This is a genomic window from Pseudomonas sp. JL2 (genome assembly GCF_031570495.1).
Classification (GTDB): Bacteria; Pseudomonadota; Gammaproteobacteria; order Pseudomonadales; family Pseudomonadaceae; genus Aquipseudomonas; species Aquipseudomonas rhizophila.
In genome coordinates, this window is the sequence record NZ_JAKUDH010000008.1 from 21,904 (window position 1) to 48,461 (window position 26,558).

Genomic DNA, 26,558 nt, shown 5'->3' on the forward strand with positions numbered 1-26,558 from the left:
AAATCCTTGCATGGCTTAACCCCCCCTGAATGGGTATGAGCCGGACATGAAAAAGCCCCTGACGACCCAGTCGCCAGGGGCTTTTCGTACCCGCAGTTTTTACAGGCCGGCAGCGGCGCGCAGGGCGTCGGCGCGGTCGGTTTTTTCCCAGGTGAAGGTGGTGAAGGTGTCGTCACCGACCGTCTTGGTCTGCGGCGTGCGACCGAAGTGGCCGTAGGCGGCAGTGTCCTGGTACATCGGGTGCAGCAGGTCGAGCATGGTGGTGATGGCGTACGGACGCAGGTCGAACACTTCACGAACCAGCTTGATGATCTTGTCATCGCCGATCTTGCCGGTGCCGAAGGTGTTCAGCGAGATCGAGGTAGGCTGAGCAACGCCGATGGCATAGGAAACCTGGATCTCGCAGCGCTCGGCCAGGCCGGCGGCCACGATGTTCTTGGCCACATAACGACCGGCATAGGCTGCCGAACGGTCGACCTTCGATGGATCCTTGCCGGAGAACGCGCCACCGCCGTGACGGGCCATGCCGCCGTAGCTGTCGACGATGATTTTGCGACCGGTCAGGCCACAGTCGCCTACCGGGCCACCGATGATGAACTGGCCGGTCGGGTTGATGTGGAACTGGGTGTCCTTGGACAGCAGCTCGGCAGGCAGTACGTGCTTGACGATCAGCTCCATCACGCCTTCACGCAGGTCTTTATAGGACACTTCAGGGTTGTGCTGGGTCGACAGTACGACGGCATCGATACCGACAACCTTGCCGCCTTCGTAACGGCAAGTCACCTGGGACTTGGCATCCGGGCGCAGCCAAGGCAGCAGGCCGGATTTACGGGCTTCAGCCTGGCGTTGAACCAACTGGTGCGAGAAGGTGATCGGTGCTGGCATCAGCACGTCGGTCTCGTTGCTGGCGTAGCCGAACATCAGGCCCTGGTCGCCGGCACCCTGGTCTTCAGGCTTGGCGCGGTCAACACCCTGGTTGATGTCGGGGGACTGCTTGCCGATGATGTTCATCACGCCGCAGGTCGCGCCATCGAAGCCGACGTCGGAGCTGTTGTAGCCAATGCCCAGGATGACGTCACGGACGATCTGTTCCAGGTCGACCCAGGCTGAAGTGGTGACTTCGCCAGCGATAATCGCCACGCCCGTTTTCACCAGAGTTTCGCACGCCACGCGGGCGAACTTGTCTTCAGCAATGATGGCGTCCAGCACCGCATCAGAAATCTGGTCGGCGATTTTGTCCGGATGCCCTTCAGACACGGACTCGGAGGTGAAAAGGGAGTATTCGCTCATCTCGATGTTTTCCTACAAGTTACCGATGGTGAGTGTCGCCAGCCGGTCGCTGAAAATGGCGGACCTGGATCTGGAAACCATTACGTAAGCCCACATAGAGGCTTTCCCCGGGCACGAGGCCCGCAGCGGTGGCCCAACGGGCCAGATCGTCCTGTTCAAACCCCAGCCAGAGATCACCGCAGGCCTCCTTGGCCCAACTCTGGTTGTGGCTGCATAACTCTGTCACTAACAGGCTACCGCCCGGTTGCAGCAAGTCGGCCATGTGCTTGAGCGCATCGGCCGGCGCGGCGAAATGGTGAAGCACCATGTTCAATACAACACAATCAGCCTGCAGGCTCACACCATTCAAGGCATCGGCCAGTTGCAGGCTGACATTAGCCAGTGTTTCACGTTCGCACACCTGGCGTGCCAGCTCGAGCATGGCCGGGCTGTTGTCCAGCGCGGTCACTTGGCTGAAACGCCGCGCCAGCTCCGGCAGAAACGCGCCGTCGCCAGGGCCGACTTCAATGGCCGTGGCGGTGGGCTCGAATCCCAGTTTGTCGAGCAGCGCCACGACGCTTTCACGGTATTGCGGCAACCCGGCAATCAGGTCCTGCTGGGCGCGAAACTTCTCGGCCACCCGGGCAAAAAAATCCTGGCTGGCAGCGGCTCGCTGCCCGTGTACCTGGGCGATGCGGGCCTGCACGTCTGCCGGCAGGTCCAGCTCATCCACCTCTTCGAGCAACGCGGCATGTAGCTTGCCGCCCAGCAGATCGGTATGGGGCAGGGCGCGGCGGTAAAAAATCGCATTGCCTTCACGACGGGTCGCCACCAGGTCGGCCTGGGCCAGGACCTTGAGGTGGTGGCTCATGCCGGATTGACCGATGCCGAAGATCTGCGCCAGTTCCAGCACGCCGAACGAATCGTTGGCCAAGGCGCGCAATACATTGAGCCGCAGCGGATCGCCGCCGGCCTTGCAAAGGGCCGCCAGCTCATCGCAATCGTCATGGCGAATGGAAGGCACGCGTAAATTCATAGGGCGGCAGTCTAGTGAGGGGTATGGATCACCGCAAGGTCAATATCAAAAAGTTTTGATATTGCTCGATAAAAGGCACTTCCCAAGGCGTGCTTGACTCTACAAACCTTCAGCGGAAAGGTTTCACCTGGCGATTGCGACTTTATCCACCGGAAAAAAGCCTCTGGATGACTATCTGTCATTGCCCCGGGGCGGGTGGGTGAGGGAAAATGCTCGCCTTTTTTCAGTTTCACAATTCAAAACCCAGGAGATCAGCGATGCCCAGCCGTCGTGAGCGTGCCAATGCCATCCGTGCACTCAGCATGGATGCCGTGCAAAAAGCCAACAGCGGCCATCCCGGTGCCCCTATGGGTATGGCGGATATCGCCGAGGTGCTTTGGCGCGACTACCTCAAGCACAGCCCGAGCAACCCGTCGTTTGCCGACCGTGACCGCTTCGTGCTGTCCAACGGCCACGGCTCGATGTTGATCTATTCGTTGCTGCACCTGACCGGTTATGACCTGTCGATCGATGACCTGAAGAATTTCCGCCAGTTGCACAGCCGCACTCCGGGCCACCCGGAATATGGCTACACCCCAGGCGTGGAAACCACCACCGGTCCACTGGGCCAAGGCCTGGCCAACGCCGTGGGCTTTGCCCTGGCGGAAAAAGTCCTGGCGGCGCAGTTCAATCGCCCAGGCCACAACGTTGTCGATCACCACACCTACGTGTTCCTGGGTGATGGCTGCATGATGGAAGGCATTTCCCACGAAGTCGCCTCCCTGGCCGGCACCTTGGGCCTGAACAAGCTGATCGCTTTCTACGATGACAACGGCATTTCCATCGACGGCGAAGTCGAAGGCTGGTTCACCGACGACACCCCCAAGCGTTTCGAAGCCTACAACTGGCTGGTCATCCGCAATGTCGACGGCCACGACCCGGAAGAAATCAAGACCGCCATCGAGACGGCGCGCAAGAGCGCCCAGCCGACCCTGATCTGCTGCAAGACCACCATCGGTTTCGGTTCGCCCAACAAACAAGGCAAGGAAGACTGCCACGGCGCGCCACTGGGCGCCGAGGAAATCGCCCTGACCCGCGCTGCGTTGAAGTGGGAACACGGTCCGTTCGAAATCCCGGCCGACATTTATGCCGAGTGGGACGCCAAGGAAAAAGGCCGTGCCGCCGAAGCCGAGTGGGACCAGCGCTTTGCCGCCTACTCCGCGCAATTCCCTGAGCTGGCCAATGAACTGGTCCGTCGCCTCAGCGGTGAGCTGCCTGCCGATTTCGCTGAAAAAGCCTCGGCTTACATCGCTGAAGTCGCCGCCAAAGGCGAAACCATTGCCAGCCGCAAGGCCAGCCAGAACACCCTCAACGCTTTTGGCCCGCTGCTGCCGGAGCTGCTCGGCGGTTCGGCCGACCTGGCCGGTTCCAACCTGACCTTGTGGAAGGGCTGCAAAGGCGTCAGCGCCGAAGATGCCAGCGGCAACTACATGTACTACGGTGTTCGTGAGTTCGGCATGAGCGCGATCATGAACGGTGTGGCTCTGCACGGCGGCCTGGTGCCTTACGGCGCAACCTTCCTGATGTTCATGGAATACGCCCGCAACGCAGTGCGCATGTCGGCCCTGATGAAGAAGCGCGTGCTTTATGTGTTCACCCACGACTCCATCGGCCTGGGCGAAGACGGCCCGACTCACCAGCCGATCGAGCAACTGGCAAGCCTGCGCTGCACGCCGAACCTGGACACCTGGCGCCCATGTGACGCCGTGGAATCGGCAGTGGCCTGGAAATACGCCATCGAGCGTAACGACGGTCCATCGGCGCTGATCTTCTCCCGCCAGAACCTGCAGCACCAGAACCGCGATGCCGACCAGATCGGTGACATCACCCGCGGCGGCTATGTGCTCAAGGACTGCATTGGCGAGCCTGAACTGATCCTGATCGCCACCGGCTCCGAAGTCGGCCTGGCCGTCCAGGCCTACGACAAACTGACCGCGCAGGGCCGCAACGTACGTGTGGTGTCCATGCCGTGCACCAGCGTGTTCGATGCCCAGGACGCCGGCTATAAGCAAGCGGTATTGCCGTTGCAAGTCAGCGCCCGGATCGCCATCGAAGCCGCTCACGCCGATTACTGGTACAAGTACGTCGGCCTGGAAGGTCGCGTGATCGGCATGACCACCTACGGCGAATCGGCGCCTGCGCCGGCGTTGTTCGAGGAGTTCGGCTTTACCCTGGAAAACATTCTGGGTCAGGCTGAAGAGCTGTTGGAAGACTGATCCGAAGTCGCGTCGTCCGGGCTGACGCCATCGCGAGCAAGCTCGCTCCCACAAGGATCTCCACCGACCCTGTGGGAGCGAGCTTGCTCGCGATGGCGATGGCTCAGGCAACGCTGCCCTGATGGATTCACCCAAGTCAGAGAACCCCATGCCCCAACCGCGTCCCTACAAAGTTGCACTCAACGGCTACGGCCGGATTGGTCGTTGCGTCTTGCGTGCGTTGTTCGAGCGAGGGGCCAAGGCCGGGTTCGAGATTGTGGCGATCAACGATCTGGCCGACATGGCCAGCATCGAATACCTGACACGCTTTGACTCCACCCACGGCCGGTTTCCGGGCGAGGTGCGGGTCGAGGGCGATTGTCTGCACATTAATGGCGATTGCGTGAAAGTCCTGCGCAGTGCCACCCCCGAAGGTATCGATTGGGCATCCTTGGGTGTCGACCTGGTGCTTGAATGCTCGGGCGCCTACAACACCCGTGAAGATGGCCAGCGCTTCATCGCGGCCGGCGCGCCGCGGGTGTTGTTCTCCCAGCCGATGGCCAGCGAAGCGGATGTCGACGCGACCATTGTCTACGGCGTGAACCAGGATTGCCTGAGCGGCGACGAGCTGTTGGTGTCCAACGCGTCCTGCACCACCAACTGCGGCGTGCCGCTGTTGCGCCTGCTGGACCAGGCCATTGGCCTGGAATACGTGTCGATCACCACCATTCACTCGGCGATGAACGATCAACCTGTGATCGACGCCTATCACCATGAAGACTTGCGGCGGACCCGCTCGGCGTTCCAGTCGGTGATTCCGGTGTCCACTGGTCTGGCGCGCGGCATTGAACGGCTGCTGCCGGAACTTGCGGGGCGAATTCAGGCCAAAGCCGTGCGGGTGCCGACGGTCAACGTGTCCTGCCTCGACATTACGATGCAGACCGTGAGCGATACCGACGCCACCGAGGTCAACCGGATCTTGCGCGAAGCCGCCACCAGCGGTCCGCTCAAAGGCCTTCTGGCCTACACCGAGTTGCCCCATGCCAGCTGTGATTTTAACCATGACCCACATTCGGCCATCGTCGATGCCAGCCAGACCCGGGTTTCCGGGCCACGGCTTGTGAACATCCTGGCTTGGTTCGACAACGAATGGGGGTTTGCCAACCGAATGCTGGACGTTGCCGAGCATTACCTGCAAACCGCTTCTAAAAAACCTGCTCTCTAAACAGTTACCCAGGAATTGCGACCCATGACCGTGTTGAAGATGTCCGACCTCGATCTGCAAGGTAAGCGCGTACTGATCCGCGAAGATCTCAACGTCCCCGTCAAGGACGGTGTTGTCACCAGCGACGCGCGTATCCTGGCTTCGCTGCCGACCATCAAGCTGGCCCTGGAAAAAGGCGCGGCCGTGATGGTCTGCTCCCACCTGGGCCGTCCGACCGAAGGCGAGTTCTCGGCGGAAAACAGCCTCAAGCCGGTCGCCGATTACCTGAGCAAAGCCTTGGGCCGCGACGTACCGCTGGTGGCTGACTACCTGGGCGGTGTGGACGTGAAGGCCGGCGATGTCGTGCTGTTCGAAAACGTGCGCTTCAATAAAGGCGAGAAAAAGAACGCTGACGAACTGGCCAAGCAGTATGCAGCCCTGTGCGACGTGTTTGTGATGGACGCGTTCGGCACCGCCCACCGCGCCGAGGGCTCGACCCACGGCGTGGCGAAGTTCGCTAAAGTGGCCGCTGCTGGCCCGCTGCTGGCCGCCGAACTGGACGCACTGGGCAAGGCCCTGGGCTCCCCGGCCCAGCCGATGGCTGCCATTGTTGCCGGCTCCAAGGTCTCCACCAAGCTCGACGTGCTTAACAGCCTGAGCCAGGTGTGCAACCAGTTGATCGTCGGCGGCGGCATTGCCAACACCTTCCTTGCTGCGGCCGGTCACCCGGTCGGCAAATCCCTGTACGAGCCGGACCTGCTGGACACCGCCCGGGAAATCGCCGCCAAGGTCAGCGTGCCGTTGCCGGTGGACGTGGTGGTCGCCAAGGAATTTGCCGAAGGCGCCACCGCCACCGTCAAGCTGATCGCTGACGTGGCCGAAGACGACATGATCCTCGACATTGGCCCGCAAACCGCAGCCAATTTCGCCGAACTGTTGAAATCTTCCAAGACTATCCTGTGGAACGGTCCGGTCGGCGTGTTCGAGTTCGACCAGTTTGGCAACGGCACCAAAGTGCTGGCCCAGGCCATCGCCGAGAGTGACGCTTTCTCCATCGCTGGCGGCGGCGACACCCTGGCGGCGATCGATAAATATGGCGTGGCCGAGCAGATCTCCTACATTTCTACCGGCGGCGGTGCGTTCCTTGAATTCGTCGAAGGCAAAGTACTGCCAGCCGTGGAAGTCCTGGAAAGCCGGGCCAAGGCCTGAGGTTTCGTTGACCAGGCAAAGGAGTGTTGTGATGGTCAAGACGTTGGCGCTTTTATTGCTGACCGCATCCCTGGCCGCTTGCGGGAGCCACCCGCAAGCCGCACCGGAAGCGGTCACTCCCAGCGAGCCGAAAACAGGTTGCTACCAGGCCGAGTGGCAGGCCGAAACCAACCCGGTGCTCAATAAGCGTTCCGGGCCGGACGGCCTGGACAAATACGAGACGCAGGTCCCGGCCAAGGAACATGGTTGCCCTTGACGGGTCTGACTCATTAACTCATGGCTGGCGGCTTGCGCTGTCAGTCGAGGAACACGGATGAAAGGCTTTATCGCCGTTGTGGCGCTGGCAATGCTGGCCGGTTGTGCGCAGCTGGATCGGTTTCGTTCGTCCGAGCCTGTAGTAGAGGGCTGGACAACCTGGACCTGTGACAGTCAGGCCAAGGTGCTGTGGCGCTATACCGATGACACCCGCAAGGAAGTCGACGTTCGCCTCGGCGGTGCCGAGCAGGTCTATCACCTGAAGGAAGAGCCGGGCGCATCGGGTACGCTGTACAGCGACGACATGCTGGCGTTTCACGTCAAAGGTGAGGAAGGCCTGGTTTACTGGGTCGCCACCAATGACTTGATTGGCCGGGGCTGCAAGGCTGACTGATTCAATAGAGATCCAATGTGGGAGCGAGCCTGCTCGCGATAGCGATGTATCAGGCATCAGTGATGTTGACTGTCGGGCCCTCATCGCGAGCAGGCTCGCTCCCACAGGGGCCTCTTATAGTTTCGAGATTTTGTTTCACCGAACACACAGGCCGGACCCACCCCCGACCTGCAATGACTTGAATAGCCGCCGCCGCTCCGGCAGGCTGGCACGATTAACGACCCTCGACCGGGAGAGACACACTAATGGCACTTATCAGCATGCGTCAGATGCTGGACCACGCAGCCGAGTTCGGCTACGGCGTCCCAGCCTTTAACGTCAACAACCTTGAGCAGATGCGCGCCATCATGGAAGCCGCTGACAAGACTGACTCCCCGGTGATCGTCCAGGCTTCGGCCGGCGCCCGCAAATACGCCGGCGCGCCATTCCTGCGTCACCTGATCCTGGCTGCCATCGAAGAATTCCCGCACATCCCGGTGTGCATGCACCAGGACCACGGCACCAGCCCTGACGTCTGCCAGCGCTCCATCCAACTGGGCTTCAGCTCGGTCATGATGGACGGCTCCCTGGGTGAAGACGGCAAGACCCCGACCGACTACGAATACAACGTTCGCGTCACCCAGCAGACCGTCGCCATGGCCCATGCCTGCGGCGTCTCGGTGGAAGGCGAACTGGGTTGCCTGGGCTCGCTGGAAACCGGCATGGCCGGTGAAGAAGACGGCATCGGCGCCGAGGGCGTGCTGGACCACAGCCAGATGCTGACCGACCCGGAAGAAGCCGCGGACTTCGTCAAGAAGACCCAGGTCGACGCCCTGGCCATCGCCATCGGCACTAGCCACGGCGCCTACAAGTTCACCAAGCCGCCTACCGGCGACGTGCTGGCCATTGACCGCATCAAGGAAATCCACAAACGCATTCCCAACACTCACCTGGTGATGCACGGTTCTTCCTCGGTTCCGCAAGAGTGGCTGGCGATCATCAACCAGTACGGCGGCGACATCAAAGAAACCTACGGCGTGCCGGTTGAAGAAATCGTCGAAGGTATCAAGTACGGCGTGCGCAAGGTCAACATCGACACCGACCTGCGCCTGGCCTCTACCGGTGCCATGCGTCGTTTGATGGCGACCAATCCGAGCGAATTTGATCCGCGTAAGTTCTTCGGGGCTACCGTGACGGCGATGCGTGATGTGTGTATTGCGCGTTACGAAGCTTTCGGTACTGCGGGTAATGCTTCGAAGATCAAGCCGATCTCGTTGGAAGCGATGTATCAGCGGTATTTGAAGGGTGAGTTGAACGCTAAGGTTAACTAAGGCTTGAGCGTCAAAAAAGCCCGCAGTGATGCGGGTTTTTTTGTGCGTGGGAATTGGCCTTGAAGATCGGAGGACACAACACGCTTGAAATGTCCGCTATAAAGGACATAATTGGATATCAAAGCTAAAAAGTCCGTTATAGGTGACACTGTGCTGATTCTAAACCCTTCAGTTCTTGGCGAGAGGATGCGTGCACTGCGCCGTGCGAAGGGATATACCCAACAGCTTCTCGCTGAGAAAGCCAACTGCAGCCGCAAAACGATCATCGATCTTGAGGCCGGTGAAAACGTGGCTGTGTACACCTTGTTTCGAGTCGTATCGGCGTTGGGGATGGCGCTGGAAATCGTCGACAAGCGGATTGACCTCAAATCCCTCGCTGATCTGGTGGAGCATGATGAGTAAGGTCAAGCTGCTCAATGTCATGACACCGCAAGGTTATAGCGGCGACTTGTCCAAAGGTTCGCAGTTTTCGTTCGCCTATGCGAGCGCCGAGGCGTCTCGGGAGGTTTCGTTGGTCATGCCCTATGACCCTACGCCTTCAGTCAGTAACGTCCTTCATCCCATCTTTGATATGAACGTGCCCGAGGGGTTTCTGGCCGACCAGATCAAGCGTCGTATGGCCAGACACATGCAAGTCGATGACATGCGCCTGCTATCGGTGATAGGTGGTAATCAGATCGGTCGACTCAGTTACGTCAACCCTGCGCAGGCCCCTACGACTGTGCGGGCTCAGGTCGGGTTGCAGGACATTCTGTCGGCGGATACTTCACAAAGTGTTTTTGACTTCCTTGTTGATACTTATTTTGAGTCTGGCATTTCGGGCGTCCAACCCAAGGTACTTGTGCCTGACTTGGATAAGCTGACTGGCGATCGAAAAACCATGCTCAGCTCCGATCTGATCGTGAAATCCGGCGCCGAGGAGTATGCCCATCTGGCGCAGAATGAATTCCTTTGCCTGGAAGCCGCTCGTTTGGCCGGGTTGGAAACTCCGCCATTCTGGCTGTCGGAAAACGGTGAGTTGTTTGTAATGGAGCGGTTCGACCTGACCCCTTCCGGGCGCTTGGGGTTTGAAGACATGGCCGTGCTCCTTGGCCTGCACAAAGACCCTCATGACAACTACAAATATTCCCAGAGTTACGAGACCCTTGCGGCAGTAGTGGATCAGGTATGCCGGCATGCTGAGCCGGTTCGCGAACGGGAGCGCTTTTTTTCTTCGGTGTGCCTCTCGGTCATGGTGCGCAACGGCGATGCCCACCTGAAAAATTTCGGTGTTATTTATACGCATCCCGACGCACTGGAAACCGTGCGGTTGGCACCGGTTTTTGATGTCACCACTACCACGGTGTATGAACACTACAACCCCAAGTCTGGCCGCTCGTTGGTGGATCGGACCTTGGCGATCAAGATGAACAAGGTGAAGACCTATCCTGATCGGCAGCAACTGATCGAGTTCGGTCGCAAGCATTGTGGGGTAGATAAGCCATTGTTGATTATTGAGCGAATCGCCGACGCGATGAGCCAAGCGTTGGCGATCAATGGGCATCGTATTGATGGGGAGCTGCTAAAAGGCATGCAGGCGGAGTGGGATGGCGGACGGCTTGCAGCACTTTATGACTCGGTTGCACCTCGATTCAGGCGCAAGCCATTGGCGTGAAGCGAGTATTGTTCGTTATGAAGCGTTCGGGACGCTGGTAATGCTTCGAAGATCAAGCCGATTTCTTTGGAAGCGATGTATCAGCGGTATTTGAAGGGTGAGTTGAACGCCAAGGTTAATTAAGGTTTCAGCGTTTTGAGAAAACCCGCAGTGATGCGGGTTTTTTATGTGTGGGGTTTGTGTGTATATCCGTTTTTTGGGTAACGGCTGCTTATGGTTCCGCCCTTACGGCGGGTCACTTTCGAAAATCCGGACGCCGGCCCAGGCGAAAGTAACCAAAGCGCTTCTGCCCCACCACTCGGTGCCGCGCCGAGGCTCGGCATGCCCGAACGCAGGCCTTGCTCCGTGGGCCCGCCGCGAAGGGCCATCCATGGCCCAGCGCGGCTATCCCGGCATCCATGCCGGGATGCCCACTACGCAATACCTGCGTTCGGCCAGCGTGGTTAACGGGGCCCACAGATCAAAATCAAAAGCGAGGCGGCCTTATAGCCGACCTGGCTCTTGCGGGTGTACTCCAATCCAATTGTGGGAGCGAGCCTGCTCGCGATAGCGGTAATTCAGTTGCACAGAAGTTGGATTTACTGCCGTCATCGCGAGCAAGCTCGCTCCCACAGGGGATCATCTCCCGCCGGGAGGGCTTTATTGGTCTTCGAGGCCGCGTTGTTCAATGACGCCGAACACATCGGTGACATCCTGAACCAGGATCCGGGCGACATTGGTGAGGGTATTGAGGTCGCTGGAGGCCGAATCGCGCAGGGTGGCGCAGGCCATGAGCGTCAAGTAGTCGAGCGTGGCATGCAGGCGTTCGCTGGCACAGGCGTGAAGCTCGCTCAGTGGGACGGTTTTATCGATGAACAGGACGGGTTGGGTGGTGGCGATCGGGGTCAAGGGCGTGAAGCGGCTAATCGATTGATGCATGGTCATAGATGAAATTCCCTATAGAAAAAGAATTGCCACCTTTTTGCTGCGAAACAAAGTGGGTGGCAGCTACGCGCGGGTTCGCAGACCGAGAATGACCAAACCCGGCAGACCCAAAGGCCTCCCGCGCGCAACCGCCATAAAATGAACGTCGGCAATTCTGCCTGAGTTTTCATTTTGCGGTGCAAAGTCATTGTTCTCTGTCGGGCTGCGAAACCCGTGCCCCGCTGACCAAAGCCAGCAGACGAGCCCGAACTATAGAGGAGATTTTCGAGCCCAAAATCGACCTGTAGGACGCACCGCGCCCACGTGGCGAGGGAGCTTGCTCCCGCTCGGGCGCGCAGCCGCTGCAAAACTTGGGTATGTGCTAGGTCTGACGAAAAGAGGGGACTGCTTCGCAGTCCAGCGGGAGCAAGCTCCCTCGCCACGGTGGGCGAATTCCTACGAAATTTACAGACGGCCAGGCGAGCAGCATTCCGTTGCTGCTGTGGCGCCTGAAGCACCGTGGTCAGGTGTTGTGATCGATATCCAGCTTGCTGAACGTCACTTTCCCGCCTTCGCTGGTGTAGCCCGTATTGTCTTGAACATACACGCCAGCCTTGAAATACAGCGGCTTGACCTTCCATTTGGCGCTCATGGTGGTGTACCAGCTACGACCCGCCGCGGTGATGCCCAGGTCGCCGGTACGATCAAGATGGATCCGGTAAGAAAAGGACCGATCAAGCTTCACCCCCGTGGCAACGGTAATGACCCGGCCGTCGTCGTCATCGGGGCGCATGCGCACTTTGGCGACGATGTTGCCGGTCTTGCTGTCGTCCTTGTACTGGTATTCCAATTTCAGCATGGGTTTGTTGCTGTCCTTGGCGTGGATCTGACCGATCACGATCTTGCCGCTGCTGGGCACCTGGTTGACTGCCAGGGTCGCCTGCAGATAGTTGTCGGCGTCGGGGTACAGCCAGTTGCGCAAGGTGCCGTCTTTATAGGTTTCCCGCAGCTCGCTGCGCGGGTATATGGCGTTTTCCGTCTTGGCGCCGGTCACCGGTGCCCAGAAATACACCGTCTGGCCTTCAGAGTTGAAATATTTGTTCTTGAAACCGTCCACCAGTCGAGGGGTTTCGATGGTTTTGGGTGGGCTTCCCTCGGGGATGCTCAAGTTCCAGGTTGCAAGATCGACCATGTGCGGGCCCTTTCTACGGAATGAATATGTTGCAAGATCCAGCCGGAGGCTCTAGCCAGCGCTTTATGACGCGTCCCGAGAAACGCGGGGGGATCGAATTTTCGTATCCGTCCGGCGGGGGGTTGGCGTCAACTGTCCGTCAGAGTGGTGTTTGCCGCTTTGGTGCCCGAGGACGACGACCGTTAGTCGGGCAATTCGAATTTTTTTTGAACGATGGCGCTATGGCATCGGCGTCGATGTGGGTCACGTTCGAAGGGAGCAGCGTCCATGCTGCGGTATGCCAGGGGAAATACGCTTATCGAACGGTGTGATGAATTTCCAGCATGCTGAACGTCACTTTTCCACCTTCAGTGGTGTAGCCGGTGTTGTCCTGCACGTAGACGCCGGCTTTGAAATACAACGGCTTGTCCTTCCAGTCCGGGCTTACCGTGGTTCTCCAGTTGTAACCCGCCGCGCTGATGCCCAGCGCGCCCTTCGGACTGAGGTGAATCTGGTAGGAAAATCTGCGATCAAGTTGCACGCCTGTGGCGATGGTGATGACTTGGCCTGACGCATCATCGGGGCGTAGTCGGACTTTGGCGACGATGTTGCCGGTGGAGCTGTAGGCCTTGTATTGGTATTCCAGTTTCACCATGGGCCGGGTGCTGTCTTTGGCGTGGATCTGGCCGATCACGAGCTTGCCGGTGCTGGGCACCTGGTTGACGGTCAGGGTTGCGCGCAGCTTGTTGTCTGCCGCGGAGTAGAGCCAGTTGCGCAGGGTGCCGTCGCTGTAGGTTTCCCGCAGTTCGCTGCGCGGGTAAATGGCGTTGGCGGTCTTGGCACCGGTCACGGGAGCCCAAAAAAACAGGGTGCCGGTTTCGGCATTGAAATACTGGTCTTTGAACCCTTGCGCCAGTCTCGGCGTCTCGATGGTCGCCGGAGGGCTGCCTTCGGGAATGCTCAGATTCCAGGTGGTGAGGTCGATCATGGTCGGATCCTGCGTAACGAAAGTAAAAATGCTGAGAACCAAAGCGGGAGGCTCTACTCCAGGCATTTGGGGTGTGTTGATCACGCAGGAAGGAGTTTTTTTGAATGACCATCCGGCGGATGTTTGACGTCAATTGCCCGTCGAATAGGTCATTTGCAGCATCTGTGCCTGGAGAGAGAACCGTTAGTCGGCAGTTTCGAATTCGCCCTGAACGATTTCGCATTGATAGGGTCGCCTGGGCGGGCAGCGCTGCGTTCCTGCCATGGCGCCCTGCCAAGCGGCTAGATGTGATCGATATCCAGCAGGCTGAACGTCACGGTCCCGCCTTCGGTGGGATAACCGGTGTTGTCCTGCACGTACACGCCCGCCTTGAAGTACAGCGGCTTGTCGCTCCAAGTGGAGCTGATGGGGGAGCTCCACTGGTAACCCGCACCATTGATGGTCAGGACGCCGGCGGGGCTGAGGTGGATCAGGTAAGAGAAGGACTGATTGAGCTTTATGCCTGTGGCGATGGTGATGACCTGGCCCGATTCGTCGTCGGGACGCATGCGCACTTTGGCGACGATGTTGCCGGTGGAGCTGTAGGTTTTGTACTGGTACTCCAGTTTCACCATGGGGCTGGTGCTGTCTTTGGCGTGGATCTGGCCAATGACGAGCTTGCCAGTGCTGGGGACTTGGTTGACGGTCAGCGTGGCGGCCAGCTTGTTATCAGCCGCTGAGTACAACCAGTTGCGCTGGGTACCGTTGCTATAGGTTTCTCGCAGTTCGCTGCGCGGGTAAATCGCGTTGGCAGTCTTGGCGCCGGTGACCGGTGCCCAGAAAAACACCGTTCCGGAGTCGGCGTGGAAATACTGGTTCTGGAACCCCTGCACCAGTTGAGAGGTTTCGATGGTCGTTGGTGGGCTGCCTTCGGGGATGCTCAGGTTCCAGGTGGCGAGATCAATCATGGTCGGATCCTACGTAACGGAGTGAAAATGCTGAACGCCCAGCCAGAGGCTCTAGCTCAAGCTTTTCGGCGCATTGATCACGCAGGGGGAAATTTTCGATGACCGCCCAGCGAATGATTGACGTCAATTGTTCGTCGAAGGTGTCATTGCAGGTTTTGTGCCCGAGGTGGGTGACCGTTAGTCGGCTATTTTGGGCTTTGTCTGGATGATGGCGGGATGACACCTACTGCTTTTCAGAATCACGGTCTAGAGTGAGATCACAGTATTTGTCCGCCTTGCTACGTCAGGACGGACGTGACGCCCGATAAGAGAAGCAGCATGGAATGCGTGCAACCACCGCTTGGCGAAGACAGTTCCGTCCTTTTGATAGTTGATGATTACCCTGAAAACCTGCTCAGCATGCGAGCGTTGTTGCAGCGTCAGGACTGGAAGGTGATGACCGCGTCCTCGGGTGTCGAAGCCCTTAACCTTCTACTCGAACATGACATCGACCTGGTCCTGCTGGATGTGCAGATGCCCGACATGGACGGTTTTGAAGTAGCGCGTCTGATGCGCGGCAGCCAGCGGACACGGCTGACCCCGATCATTTTCCTGACCGCCAACGAGCAATCCCAGGATGCGGTGATCAAGGGCTACGCCAGCGGCGCCGTGGATTACCTGTTCAAACCATTCGATCCGCAGATTCTCAAGCCCAAGGTTCATGCTCTGCTCGAACACCAGCGCAATCGCCGGGCCTTGCAGCGCCTGAGCCAGGACCTGGAAGCAGCCAGGGCTTTCAACGCCTCGGTGCTGGATAACGCTGCTGAAGGCATCCTCGTGGTGGATGAAAGCGGGTGTATTCGCTTCGCCAATCCGTCTACCTGCCGCCTGCTTAATGCCACCGCCGAGCAGTTGCAGGGAATGCCGCTCCTGGACTTCCTGCAAAAACCCCACATTCCCGAGTGGGCCGGCTCCGATATCCATGTCGCCTACTGCCGGGGGCAGACCTGGCGCCTGCACGATGCGGTCCTGCGCACTGCGCCCGGCCAGCAGGTGTCGGTGGCCTTGTCTTGTGCGCCCCTGCCTGCGGAGCAGAAGGCCATGGTGGTAACGCTTCAGGACATGTCGGTGGTGCGTCACTTGCACCAGCAACTCGAATACCAGGCCGTCACTGACCCGCTGACCGGTCTGCTCAACCGCAGGGGGTTTTATCAGACAGCCGAAAACCTGCTGATGCGCAGCGAGCGGCTGGAAAGCAACTGGGTGCTGCTGTACCTGGATCTTGATGGCTTCAAACGGGTCAATGACTCGTTGGGCCATGATGCCGGTGACCGCGTGTTGCGCTGGGTGTCGGAACAACTGAAGGCGTGCCTGCGCCCGTTCGACATTCTGGCGCGTCTGGGCGGCGATGAGTTCACCGCTCTGCTGGATCTGGAAGTGCCCGAGCAAGCGGCCAAGATTGCCGAGAAACTCATCGAACGAGTGTCTATCTGCCAACAGATCGAGGGCATGGACGTAGCGCTGGGGGCCAGCATCGGCATCGCGACGTACCCCGATTGCGGCGCCAATCTCGACGGTCTGCTGCGCGCGTCCGACATCGCCATGTACGAGGCCAAGCGCGCTGGCCGTCAGCAATACCGTTTTTACGATCACGAAATGAACGGTCGAGCCCGTTCACGGCTGATGCTCGAAGAAAGTGTGCGCTCGGCCATCGAAAACCGCGATTTCAATATGGTCTACCAGCCCCAGGTGGGGGTGGGCGACGGGCGCATCCGTGGCTTCGAGGCGCTGTTGCGCTGGCAGCACCCCAGCGTCGGTGATGTGCCGCCGGGGCTGTTCCTGCCATTACTGGAAGAGGCCCGATTGATCAGTCGGCTGGGGAGCTGGATTTATCATCGCAGCGCCGCCCAGCGTAAAGTCTGGGAGCGCTTGTTCGCTGATGATCTGGTACTGGGGGTGAGTCTGAGCAGCACCCAGTTCGGTTTGCCCAACCTGGTGACCGAATTGCGCCAGGTCCTGGAGCGACATGCCCTCAAACCCCGGCAACTTGAGGTCGAGGTGACTGAAGATGCACTGATGCGCAACCCCGACGAAACCCATAAACAACTGCGGTTGCTGCATAACCTCGGGGTGCGAGTGGCGTTGGATGATTTCGGTTCCGGGCCTTGCTCGCTGGCGCACCTGCGCGACCTGGAACTCGATACCCTCAAGCTTGATCGACACCTGATCGCCCGTCTGCCGGATTCGCCCCGGGATGCGGCACTGGCGGCGTCGGTCATCGATTTGTGCAAGCAATTGGGGTTGCGGGTGATCGCCGAGGGCGTAGAGACGCCTGAGCAATATAAGTGGCTCAAGGCCCACGGCTGCGAATATGTGCAGGGGTTCCTGGTAGCGCGGCCCTTGATGGCCGAAGACACCGATGCCTTTGCCCGGCCATTTGACTGGAGCGCGATGCAGGTCTGAATTCGCTACACTGGCGGCTTTTGTGACTGTATTGCCGCCGATGATCGCGCTCAAATACCTCCAGGCTTACCCCGCCGCCCTGCAAGCCCAAGTGCAGCAACTGATTGCCCAGGATCGGCTGGGCGACTACTTGCAGCAGCGCTACCCCGACCGGCATTCGGTCCAGAGCGACAAGGCCCTGTACGGTTATGCGCTGGATCTCAAGCAACAATACCTGCGTAACGCGCCCGCTATCGACAAGGTGCTGTTCGACAATCGCCTGGACCTGACTCACCGCGCCCTGGGCTTGCACACTGCCATTTCACGGGTGCAGGGCGGCAAGCTCAAGGCCAAGAAAGAAATTCGTATCGCTTCGCTGTTCAAGGACGCGGCACCTGAGTTTTTGAAAATGATCGTGGTGCACGAACTGGCCCACTTCAAGGAGTCGGACCACAACAAAGCGTTCTACCAACTCTGCGAGCACATGCTGCCGGGGTATCACCAGTTGGAATTCGACTTGCGGGTGTACCTGACCTGGCGCGATCTGCAACCCCCCAAGGAATGACCGAATGGACGTCAGCAAGACCAAAAGCAGCTTCTATCGTCGTTTGTATGTGGCGTACCTGATTGATAGCGGCGTGGCCAGCAACATTCCCGCGCTCACCGAAGTCACCGGCATGCCGCGCCGCACCGCCCAGGACACCGTGGCAGCGCTGGCGGACCTGGATATCGTGTGTGAATTCGAGCAGCTAGAGGGTGCCCGTAACCATGCCGGGCATTATCGGATCCGTGATTGGGGGGCGATTGATCGGCGCTGGATCGAGGGGAATTTGCAGCGCATTAAAGCGGTGTTGGAGTATCCCTGAACATTGGCGGCGTCTGGGTCGGCGTTATCGCGAGCAGGCTCGCTCCCACATTGATCTGCAGTGGACATATGATTTATGTACCACGCAGATCCACTGTGGGAGCGAGCCTGCTCGCGAAGAGGGCATCAAGGCCGATGCATGCCAATGTGTGGAATCCCGTCTTCCATGTACTCGATACCCACCACTCCAAACCCATACCGTGAGTAATACCCCTGCAGATGCGCCTGTGCCGACAGTGAGATCGATGTACCGGGCCAGTGCTTCTCGGCCTGCTTGAGACCCTGTTCCATCAGTTTGTGGCCCAGCCCCTGTCCCCGTGCTTGGGGGGAGATGACCACGCGCCCGATGACCACGTCACTGTTTTGCGAGTGCGGATCGAGCAAGCGAAGGTAAGCCACCAGACGATTGTCCTGCCAGGCCATCAGGTGGCAGGTGTCGCCCTCCAGGTCCAGGCCGTCGACGTCCAGGTAGGGGCAATTCTGCTCCACGACGAATACTTCGGCGCGCAATTTGAGGATGGCGTACAGCTGTTCCTTGCTCAGGTCACTGTGATGTTTGCAGACCCAGTCGATATCCATTTTTTGAATTTCCTGAAGAACCTGATGCCGATATTAAGCGGGCTGGCTGCGGAAGTCTCTTTCTTGGACAACTGTAAAAATCTGTGACAAAGGCCAAAATGCCATCATCGAATTGTCGCGGCGTGGCCTTCTTTGTGTAATCTTCGATTCAACGCTGCGCAGCGGTTCCACTGAGCTAATGTTAGGACCGGATGTCTGACGACATCTCTTGAGATTCGGCTAAAAACAAACCGGGCTTTGAACCCGTCAAGGATGTTTGGCATGCCGCGATTGCATCGAGCTCTTGCTTTGGTCGGGTTGCTGTTGCTGAGCCACAACGCCTGCGCGCAAAAGTTGCGTCTGGTGGCAGATGGCTGGCCACCCTTTACCGACACCACGCTGGTCAATGGTGGCCTGGCGACCGATATCGTCAGTACCGCTCTGGCGCGGGCCGGTTATGCCAGTGACTTTGAGCAGGTGCCTTGGGCTCGGGCGATGCTGGGCATCGGCGAGGGGCGCTATGACGTGCTGATCAATGCCTGGTACAGCGAAGAACGTACCCATGTGGGCCGTTTCTCGGCTGAGTACCTGCTCAATCGCGTGCGCTTCATCAAGCGCAAGGACGCACCCATCCAGTACGAGAACCTGCAGCAGCTGCATGCCTATCCCATCGCCGTGGTCCGCGGATACGCCTACTCCAAGGCGTTCGATGAGGATCAGCAATTGCAGAAAGTCCCTGTGCATAACTTTGCAATGGCCGTGCGCATGCTCGCTGCCGGTCGGGTGAAGCTGACCCTGGAAGATGAGTTCGTCGCCCGTTATTACTTGTCTCGTGAGTCGGCCAAGGTGCGCAACGCTGTGGAGTTCATGCCCAAGCCACTGAGTGAAAACAGCCTGCACATCCTGGTCAGCCTGAAGAACCCGCAGCACGAGCAGATTGTCGCGGGATTCGATCGGGAGATTGCGGCGATGAAGGCCGATGGTAGTTATGCGCGGTTATTGAAGGCGCACGGGATGTGATCTTGCGGTGCCTGGACTGGCGCTATCGCGAGCAGGCTCGCTCCCACAGTTGATCTAGAGCGGACACTTAAATTTTGTACGGCTGAGGTCCACTGTGGGAGCGAGCCCGCTCGCGATGGCGGTGGTGCGAGCACCACACTCCTCAAGCCTCACTGGTGTCCTTGACCAGATGCGCCGCCAACGTGCGCAGCGGCCCCAACTGACGGCAGATCAACCCCAGTTGCGTCTGCACCAGCCGCTGACCCTCGTCGATTTCATCGGGCATCTGCTCAAGCTCACTGGCCAAGGCTTCTTCCTCGTCGCTTTGGACCGCTATCGGTTGTTTGCTCGCCAGGCCCTGGGCAATCTCGTCGATGCTCGCGGCCAGTTTCACCCCTGCGCCGTCGATCAGGTGTTCGCGCACGTCTGCAGGCAATGGGGTGTCCCGATGGGCGCCCAGGCCTGACAAGTAGCTGAGCAGGGTGTGGGACAGCACCAGGAAGCGGAACCCGACATCGGCTTCCTTACGGAAATGCCCCGGCTCCATCAGCATGTTTGCCAGGGTGGTGGACAATGCGGCGTCGGCGTTGTGGGCGTTGCGTCGGGCCAGGCGATAGGCCAGGTCATCGCTTTTGCCGGCGGCGTATTGCTGCATGATCTGGCGCAGGTAAATGCTGTTGCAGGTCAGCGTGTTGGCCAGCACCTTGTTCAACCGGCGGCCTTGCCAGTCCGGCAGGAACAGGAATACCGCAAGGCCGGCGATCAGGCTGCCCAGCAGCGTATCGAACAGGCGTGGCAGCAGCAGTCCATAGCCGTCGCCCACCTGGTTGAAGCAGAACAGCACCATGATCGTGATCGCGGCGGTCGCCAGGGTGTAGCGGGTCGTGCGGTTGGTAAAGAACACCACCCCGGCGGCGATGGCGAAAGACGATTGCACCAGCGGGTTGGGAAACAGATCGAACAGCGCCCAGGCCACCGTCAGGCCGATGGCGGTGCCGATGATCCGTTGGCCGAGCTTGCGCCGGGTGGCGCCGTAGTTGGGTTGGCACACGAACAGCGTGGTGAGAATGATCCAGTAGCCTTGGGACGGGTGGATCAGATGCACCATGGCATAACCCACACTCAGCGCCAGGGGCAGGCGCAGGGCATGTCGGAACAGCAGCGAGGTGGGCGTGAGCTGTGTGCGCAAGCGGACCCAGACGTCCTTCAGGTTGCGCGGTGAGCGATCCAGCAGGCTGCTATCGGTGGCGTCGGCCAGGGCGTCGGGGTTGCTCGCGTCGCTGAGCAGGCGGTCCATGGTGCCAAGGTTCGCCGACAAGGCCCGTAGCGAACGCAGCAATCCGCGCCAGGCCGGGTTGCTCTGGATCCGCAGGTGTTCGAGGGAGGCATGCAGGTCATTTAGCGCCTCGGCGAAGCTGGCGTCATAGACGAATGGCTGGCGCAGTTGGATCGACTCGGCCAACGCTTGGCAGGCTTTACCTTGCTGGCGCAGCAGGCGTTGGCAGCGGAACAGCACGTCGCTGTGAAAGAACGCCTCGGCCAGTGCGTTGTAGGGGTAGTGGGAAGAGCTGGCGCGCTCGTGGATATCCTGGGCGAGGAAGTACAGCTTCAGGTAGCGGCTGACCTTCGAGCCTGGTCGCCCATTGCCTACGCGGTGCAGGATGATTTCCTTCGCCGCGTTAAGCGCGGCGACGACCCGGCCGTTCTGCTGGGCCAGTTCCAGGCGTCGGGCTTCGACGTCCAGTTGACGGATCGGCTCGAAGAGCGATGATTTGAGCTTCAGATAGCGTCCCAGCTCGCGGAACAGCCGCGCCAGGCTTTGCTGCACCGGCTGGTTGGAAAACAGCGCCTGCCACAGCACCGAGAGCAGGCCGTACCAAGCCGCACCGGCCACCAGCAGCAAAGGTTCGTGCCAGAAATCGGTGACCGCGCCACCGCGCTGGTCTACGCCGATCATGGTGTAGACCGAGAGAATCAACGTGGCCGAGGCAATCGCGCCATAGCGCTCGCCCAGCGCACCGAGCATAGTCAGGGCGAAACTCGCCAGCGCCAGGGCAACGATGAACAGAACCGGATAAGGGAACAGCAATTCCACCGACAGCGCTGCGATGGTGAAGCACACCAGCGTCACGGCCAGCGCGTTGAGGCGGCCCTGCCAGCTGTCATCGGTCTCGGCCAGGGCGCTGGCGATGATGCCCAGGAACAGCGGGATCAACAGCGCCATCTCATCCAGATACCAACACAGCGCCATGCTGCCGGTCAGGGCGATGAACACCCGCACGCTATAACTGAATTTATCCAACGCCCAAAGGCGACGCAGAGACTGACTAAACGAGGTCGATGACATGAAGTGCACGGGCCTGACGGGCAATGACGCTAAATTGAGGCAGTAATGACGCCGACGCAATGGCGGCGATCACATCCGGCAGCAAAAAGTGTTCCTTCGCGTGTGAATGCAATTTTAGAAAACACCATAGCCCCCCTGTGGGAGCGAGCTTGCTCGCGATGGCGTCAGGTCGGTCACATTAATGTTGACTGAATCTCCGCTATCGCGAGCAAGCTCGCTCCCACAGGGTTGTTGTTCACATGTTGGATCAGACGTACTGCGCAGCCGCATACCCCGACGCCCAGGCCCATTGGAAGTTGAACCCGCCCAGGTGCCCGGTGACGTCCAGCACTTCGCCGATGAAATACAGGCCAGGGCTTTTCAACGATTCCATGGTCTTGGACGAGACTTCCCGCGTATCGACACCGCCCAGGGTCACTTCGGCGGTGCGGTAGCCTTCGGTGCCGGCCGGGACGACATTCCAGCTCGACAGTTTCTCGGCAATGTCTGCCAGTTCGGCGTGGGTGTATTGCTTCATGGGTTTGGAGACGAACCAAGTGTCGGCCAGCAGGGTGGCCATCTTCTTGGTGAACAATTCGCCCAGCAGGGTTTTCAGTTCGCTGTTGGGGCGTTCGGCCTGTTGCTGTTGCAGCCAGCTCGGCACGTCGTGGTCCGGCAGCAGGTTGATCTGCACCGTGTCACCCGGTTCCCAGAACGAGGAAATCTGCAGGATCGCCGGGCCGCTGAGGCCGCGGTGGGTGAACAGGATGTTCTCGCGAAAACTCTGCTCGTTGCAGCTCACCAGGCAATCCACTGAAGTGCCTGAAAGTTCGGTGCACAACGCCTTGAGCTGGTCGGTGATGGTGAACGGCACCAGCCCGGCGCGGGTTGGCAGCAGTTGGTGGCCGAACTGTTTGGCCACCTGGTAACCGAAACCGGTCGCGCCCAGCGTCGGGATCGACAGCCCGCCCGTGGCAATCACCAAGGATTGGCAGGTGATGGCCCCGAGGGTGGTTTGCAGCAGGTAGCCGCTCTCGGTTTTCTCGATGCGCTCGATCGAGGTGTCCAGGTGCAGGTTGACACCGGCCTGGTCGCATTCGTCCAGCAGCAGGCCGAGGATGTCGCTGGACTTGTTATCACAGAACAACTGGCCGAGTTTTTTCTCGTGATAGGGCACGCCGTGCTTGGCCACCAGGGCGATGAAATCCCACTGGGTGTAACGGGCCAGGGCCGACTTGCAGAAATGCGGGTTCTGCGAGAGGAAATTGCCCGGTTCGCTGTACATGTTGGTGAAATTGCAGCGCCCACCGCCGGACATGAGGATTTTCTTGCCGGCCTTGTTGGCGTGGTCCAGCAGCATCACCTGCCTTCCGCGCCCTGCGGCGGTCAGCGCGCACATCAACCCCGCGGCGCCAGCGCCAATGATCACGACTTCGGTAGAGCGCAAAACGGTGTCCCTCTAAATGTCACCACAAAACCCATTGTGGGAGCGAGCCTGCTCGCGATGAGGCCGGTACATTCAACATTGATGTTGTCTGACTGTCCGTCATCGCGAGCAGGCTCGCTCCCACAGTTTGATCTCTGTTGGAGTTACAGGATCCGCACCCGCAACGAACGGCCCTTGATCTTGCCATCGTTCAGGCGTTGCAGCGCCTGTTTGGCGATTGCGCGCTCCACGGCGACATAGGCCTGGAAGTCGAAAATCGCGATCTTCCCGACCTGGGCGCCGGGGATGCCGGCCTCGCCGGTGAGGGCGCCGAGGATGTCGCCGGGGCGGACTTTGTCTTTGCGCCCGGCACCAATGCACAGGGTGCTCATGGCAGGCAGCAGCGGGCCGCCGCCCTGGGGCTTGAGGTTGTCCAGTTGGTCCCAGCTCAGTGGCGACTTCTGCAACTGTTCGATCGCTTGGGCGCGGTGGGCTTCGGACGGCGCCACCAGGCTGATGGCGATGCCTTTTTCACCCGCACGCCCGGTGCGGCCGACGCGGTGAATGTGAATTTCCGAGTCACGGGCCAGTTCGACGTTGATCACCATGTCCAGTGCGTCGATGTCCAGGCCACGGGCCGCCACATCGGTGGCGACCAGCACCGAGGTGCTGCGGTTGGCGAACATCGCCAGCACCTGATCGCGGTCGCGCTGTTCCAGATCGCCATGCAGGCCGACCGCCGAGATACCTTTGGATGTCAGATGGTCGACGGTTTCCTGAACCTGCTGCTTGGTGAAGCAGAACGCCACGCAGGAGGCCGGACGGAAATGCGCCAGCACCTTGACCACGGCGTCCATGCGCTCCTCGGGGGAGATTTCATAGAAACGCTGCTCGATCTGCGCGTCGGAGTGAAAGGCTTCGGCCTTGACCTGCTGCGGGTTGCGCATGAACTTGGACGACAGTTGCTTGATGCCCACCGGGTAGGTGGCGGAGAACAGCAAGGTCTGACGGCGTTCCGGGGTCTGCTGGATGATGTCTTCGATGGCGTCGTAGAAGCCCATGTCGAGCATGCGGTCGGCTTCATCGAGGATCAGCGTGTTGAGGCCGTCCAGCACCAGCGAGCCCTTGCGCAGGTGCTGCTGGATGCGTCCTGGCGTGCCGACGATGATGTGGGCGCCGTGCTCCAGGGACGCGATCTGCGGGCCAAACGACACGCCGCCACACAGGGTCAGGACCTTGATGTTGTCTTCGGCGCGGGCCAGGCGCCTGATTTCCTTGGCAACCTGATCGGCCAGCTCACGAGTCGGGCAGATCACCAGTGCCTGGCAGCCGAAGAAGCGCGGGTTGATCGGGTTCAGCAGGCCGATGCCGAAGGCCGCGGTCTTGCCGCTGCCGGTCTTGGCCTGGGCGATCAGATCCATGCCCTTGAGGATCACCGGCAAGCTCTGCGCCTGGATCGGCGTCATCTGGGCATAACCGAGGGATTCGAGGTTAGCCAGCATGGCGGCGGACAGCGGCAGAGTATTAAAAGCGGTGGCAATGGTGGTCACGGGACTGGCCTGCAAAACAAAATGTCGCGCAGTGTAGCAGCCTCGTGCCACTTTTCTCGAAAGTTCTGGACGAGCTGTGGCGCAGTTCTGAAGCGGACGAATTCCCTGTGGCGAGGGAGCTTGCTCCCGCTGGGGCGCGAAGCGCCCCCAAACCGGCCAACACGGTGTACCTGAAAGTTCGTGTCGCCTGGATTGCGACTGCTGCGCAGCCGAGCGGGAGCAAGCTCCCTCGCCACGAAAGCTCACCGATCCTGGTCAGTGCTCGATATGCTCATCCGGCCGCTTGGCCCGCCGCCCGTCCTCTTTCGACAACTGCGAAAAAATCGTCGCCGCCAGCATCGCCATGATGCCCACCGTCAGGAACGTCAATTGGAACGCGCCAAGCACGGTGTCTACCCCGTCGTTGCCGACCTGGGCGGTAAAGCCGCCGAGCAGCGCGCCGGCGCAGGCCACGCCCAGGCTCAGGGACAGTTGCGCCACCACCGACAGCAAGCTGTTGCCGCTGCTGGCGCTGGCGTCGTCCAGGTCAATCAGGGTCACGGTGTTCATCGCGGTGAACTGCAACGAGTTGATCGCCCCCAGCACCGCCAGTTGCGCCAGCAGCAGCCAGTACGGCGTCTGTTCGCTGACCAGGCCCATGCTCGCCAGCATCAGGCCCAGGGCCAGGGTATTGGCGGTCAATACGCTGCGGTAGCCGAAGCGCTCGATCAACGGCCGGGCCACGGACTTGGCGACCATCGCCGCCGCTGCCAGGGGCAACATGCTCATCCCGGCCTGGGACGGTGAGTAGCCCAGGGCCACTTGCAGCAGCAACGGCACCAGGAACGGCAGGGCGCCGCTGCCCAGGCGCGCGAACAGATTGCCGAGAATCCCCACGGCGAAGGTCCGGGTCTTGAACAGCGAGGGTGCGAACAGCGGGTTTTCGATGTGCCCGGCCCGTAGCCAATAAGCGGCCAGGCAGGCCATGCCGCCGAACAGCAGCAACATCACGCGCAAGTGCGGCAGGTGCAGTTCACCGAGGCCTTCCATGGCGATGGTGATCAGCACCATGGCCGCGCCAAACAGCAAAAACCCCAGGCCATCGAACCGGGTACGCTCGCTGCCGCGCAGGTCCGGGATGAATTTCCACACCGCGTAGCAACCCAGCACGCCCACCGGCAGGTTGATGATGAAGATCCAGTGCCAGGTCAGGTACTCCACCATCCAGCCGCCCATGGTCGGCCCGATCAGTGGGCCGAGCAGGCCGGGAATGGTGATGAATCCCATGATCCGCACCAGTTCCGAGCGTGGGTAGGCCCGCAGCACGACCAACCTGCCCACCGGCAGCATCAGCGCGCCGCCCAGGCCCTGGATCACCCGGGCGCCGATCAGCATGGACAACGAATTGGACAAGGCGCAGAGCAACGAGCCGAAACTGAACAGCAGGATCGCGCCGAAGAAAATCTTCTTGGTCCCGAAGCGGTCGGCGATCCAGCCAGAGGCCGGGATCAGCAGCGCCACGGTGAGCATGTAGGCAATGATCACGCCCTGCATGCGCAGCGGGTTTTCCGCCAGGTCGCTGGCCATGGCGGGCAGGGCGGTGTTGAGGATGGTCCCGTCCAGGGACTGCATGAAAAAGGCAATCGCCACGACCCAAGGAAGCCAGCGGGCGGTGACAGCGTCGAGCGGTGCGCGGTTGGGCATGGGACCTCTTGTACGGAGTGTTGATCAGGAACAGATGCCGCTGTTGTGGCGAGGGGATTTATCCCCGCTGGGCTGCGAAGCAGCCCCAGAACTGTCGCCTCGGTGAGTCAGGCAGAACGCATTTACCCTTTGGGGGTCGCTTCGCAACCCAGCGGG

At 60.0% G+C, this 26,558-nt stretch carries 23 protein-coding genes and 1 pseudogene; 13 read left to right on the forward strand and 11 right to left on the reverse strand.

Going from position 1 to position 26,558, the window contains the following annotated elements:
• Window positions 1–99: 99 nt before the first annotated feature.
• Together metK and MKS85_RS12720 are read right to left on the reverse strand one after the other, a co-directional pair.
• The gene (gene metK / locus MKS85_RS12715; protein ID WP_047230414.1) at window positions 100–1,290 is read right to left on the reverse strand and encodes a methionine adenosyltransferase; all 1,191 of its coding nucleotides are present in this window, start codon (window positions 1,288–1,290) and stop codon (window positions 100–102) included.
• A 19-nt stretch (window positions 1,291–1,309) separates the two neighbouring features.
• Window positions 1,310–2,305 carry a metalloregulator ArsR/SmtB family transcription factor gene (locus MKS85_RS12720; RefSeq protein ID WP_047230413.1) on the reverse strand — a complete coding sequence of 332 codons (996 nt, stop codon included), beginning with the start codon at window positions 2,303–2,305 and terminating at the stop codon, window positions 1,310–1,312.
• Between the two features lie 257 nt (window positions 2,306–2,562).
• Here MKS85_RS12720 and tkt point away from each other — a divergent pair, with 257 nt between their 5' ends.
• The 9 genes and pseudogenes from tkt to MKS85_RS12765 all read left to right on the forward strand — a co-directional run.
• Window positions 2,563–4,560, forward strand: coding sequence for a transketolase (tkt, locus tag MKS85_RS12725; RefSeq protein ID WP_047230412.1), 1,998 nt, complete (start codon window positions 2,563–2,565; stop codon window positions 4,558–4,560).
• Between the two features lie 148 nt (window positions 4,561–4,708).
• Window positions 4,709–5,764, forward strand: a complete 1,056-nt coding sequence (gene epd, locus MKS85_RS12730) for an erythrose-4-phosphate dehydrogenase (protein WP_160893965.1) — start codon at window positions 4,709–4,711, stop codon at window positions 5,762–5,764.
• Between the two features lie 24 nt (window positions 5,765–5,788).
• Window positions 5,789–6,952 carry a phosphoglycerate kinase gene (locus MKS85_RS12735; RefSeq protein ID WP_076383382.1) on the forward strand — a complete coding sequence of 388 codons (1,164 nt, stop codon included), beginning with the start codon at window positions 5,789–5,791 and terminating at the stop codon, window positions 6,950–6,952.
• Window positions 6,953–6,983: 31 nt separating this feature from the next.
• Complete coding sequence (locus MKS85_RS12740) at window positions 6,984–7,208, forward strand: hypothetical protein (protein WP_139048966.1); 225 nt, start codon at window positions 6,984–6,986, stop codon at window positions 7,206–7,208.
• A 57-nt stretch (window positions 7,209–7,265) separates the two neighbouring features.
• Window positions 7,266–7,601 (forward strand): MliC family protein, encoded by a 336-nt coding sequence (locus MKS85_RS12745; protein WP_047230408.1) that lies wholly within the window; start codon window positions 7,266–7,268, stop codon window positions 7,599–7,601.
• Window positions 7,602–7,846: 245 nt separating this feature from the next.
• The gene (gene fba / locus MKS85_RS12750; protein WP_003177554.1) at window positions 7,847–8,911 is read left to right on the forward strand and encodes a class II fructose-bisphosphate aldolase; all 1,065 of its coding nucleotides are present in this window, start codon (window positions 7,847–7,849) and stop codon (window positions 8,909–8,911) included.
• A gap of 111 nt (window positions 8,912–9,022) precedes the next feature.
• Window positions 9,023–9,313, forward strand: coding sequence for a helix-turn-helix transcriptional regulator (locus MKS85_RS12755; protein WP_223194495.1), 291 nt, complete (start codon window positions 9,023–9,025; stop codon window positions 9,311–9,313).
• On the forward strand, window positions 9,306–10,565 hold the full coding sequence (locus tag MKS85_RS12760; protein ID WP_188251833.1) for a type II toxin-antitoxin system HipA family toxin: 1,260 nt from the start codon (window positions 9,306–9,308) through the stop codon (window positions 10,563–10,565). Before MKS85_RS12755 ends, MKS85_RS12760 begins: the two co-directional genes overlap by 8 nt.
• Window positions 10,566–10,569: 4 nt before the next feature.
• Window positions 10,570–10,688: pseudogene (locus MKS85_RS12765) on the forward strand (fructose-1,6-bisphosphate aldolase); the annotation flags it as partial.
• 516 nt (window positions 10,689–11,204) lie between these two features.
• Here the strand turns inward: MKS85_RS12765 and MKS85_RS12770 are convergent.
• From MKS85_RS12770 to MKS85_RS12785, 4 genes are all read right to left on the reverse strand, one after another.
• Window positions 11,205–11,489 carry a fructose-bisphosphate aldolase gene (locus tag MKS85_RS12770; RefSeq protein WP_139048968.1) on the reverse strand — a complete coding sequence of 95 codons (285 nt, stop codon included), beginning with the start codon at window positions 11,487–11,489 and terminating at the stop codon, window positions 11,205–11,207.
• Between the two features lie 502 nt (window positions 11,490–11,991).
• On the reverse strand, window positions 11,992–12,660 hold the full coding sequence (locus MKS85_RS12775) for a polysaccharide lyase family 7 protein (RefSeq protein ID WP_139048969.1): 669 nt from the start codon (window positions 12,658–12,660) through the stop codon (window positions 11,992–11,994).
• A gap of 295 nt (window positions 12,661–12,955) precedes the next feature.
• Window positions 12,956–13,627: a polysaccharide lyase family 7 protein gene (locus MKS85_RS12780; RefSeq protein ID WP_139048970.1), complete on the reverse strand. Its 672-nt coding sequence runs from the start codon at window positions 13,625–13,627 to the stop codon at window positions 12,956–12,958.
• A 281-nt stretch (window positions 13,628–13,908) separates the two neighbouring features.
• Window positions 13,909–14,574 (reverse strand): polysaccharide lyase family 7 protein, encoded by a 666-nt coding sequence (locus MKS85_RS12785; protein WP_076383385.1) that lies wholly within the window; start codon window positions 14,572–14,574, stop codon window positions 13,909–13,911.
• A 318-nt stretch (window positions 14,575–14,892) separates the two neighbouring features.
• Between MKS85_RS12785 and MKS85_RS12790 the strand changes: the two genes are divergently transcribed.
• The 3 genes from MKS85_RS12790 to MKS85_RS12800 are packed head-to-tail and all read left to right on the forward strand — an operon-like array spanning window position 14,893 to window position 17,861.
• Entirely contained in the window at window positions 14,893–17,016 is a 2,124-nt protein-coding gene (locus tag MKS85_RS12790; RefSeq protein WP_076383386.1) for a bifunctional diguanylate cyclase/phosphodiesterase, read from the forward strand.
• Between the two features lie 40 nt (window positions 17,017–17,056).
• Window positions 17,057–17,560, forward strand: coding sequence for a M48 family metallopeptidase (locus tag MKS85_RS12795; RefSeq protein WP_139049043.1), 504 nt, complete (start codon window positions 17,057–17,059; stop codon window positions 17,558–17,560).
• Between the two features lie 4 nt (window positions 17,561–17,564).
• The gene (locus tag MKS85_RS12800) at window positions 17,565–17,861 is read left to right on the forward strand and encodes a helix-turn-helix domain-containing protein (RefSeq protein ID WP_092401633.1); all 297 of its coding nucleotides are present in this window, start codon (window positions 17,565–17,567) and stop codon (window positions 17,859–17,861) included.
• A 125-nt stretch (window positions 17,862–17,986) separates the two neighbouring features.
• On the opposite strand, the gene MKS85_RS12805 is transcribed toward MKS85_RS12800, so the two are convergent.
• Complete coding sequence (locus MKS85_RS12805) at window positions 17,987–18,439, reverse strand: GNAT family N-acetyltransferase (protein ID WP_139048972.1); 453 nt, start codon at window positions 18,437–18,439, stop codon at window positions 17,987–17,989.
• A gap of 261 nt (window positions 18,440–18,700) precedes the next feature.
• Between MKS85_RS12805 and MKS85_RS12810 the strand changes: the two genes are divergently transcribed.
• Entirely contained in the window at window positions 18,701–19,438 is a 738-nt protein-coding gene (locus MKS85_RS12810; protein ID WP_047230494.1) for an ABC transporter substrate-binding protein, read from the forward strand.
• A gap of 142 nt (window positions 19,439–19,580) precedes the next feature.
• Here the strand turns inward: MKS85_RS12810 and yccS are convergent, their stop codons facing one another.
• From yccS to mdtD, 4 genes are all read right to left on the reverse strand, one after another.
• Window positions 19,581–21,764, reverse strand: coding sequence for a YccS family putative transporter (gene yccS, locus MKS85_RS12815; protein WP_160893959.1), 2,184 nt, complete (start codon window positions 21,762–21,764; stop codon window positions 19,581–19,583).
• Between the two features lie 247 nt (window positions 21,765–22,011).
• A complete protein-coding gene (locus tag MKS85_RS12820; RefSeq protein WP_047230492.1) occupies window positions 22,012–23,190 on the reverse strand; it encodes an NAD(P)/FAD-dependent oxidoreductase in 1,179 nt (392 codons plus the stop codon).
• A gap of 143 nt (window positions 23,191–23,333) precedes the next feature.
• Entirely contained in the window at window positions 23,334–24,671 is a 1,338-nt protein-coding gene (gene dbpA, locus MKS85_RS12825; protein ID WP_230682660.1) for an ATP-dependent RNA helicase DbpA, read from the reverse strand.
• A gap of 303 nt (window positions 24,672–24,974) precedes the next feature.
• On the reverse strand, window positions 24,975–26,402 hold the full coding sequence (gene mdtD / locus MKS85_RS12830; protein ID WP_076383389.1) for a multidrug transporter subunit MdtD: 1,428 nt from the start codon (window positions 26,400–26,402) through the stop codon (window positions 24,975–24,977).
• Between the last annotated feature and the right edge of the window lie 156 nt (window positions 26,403–26,558).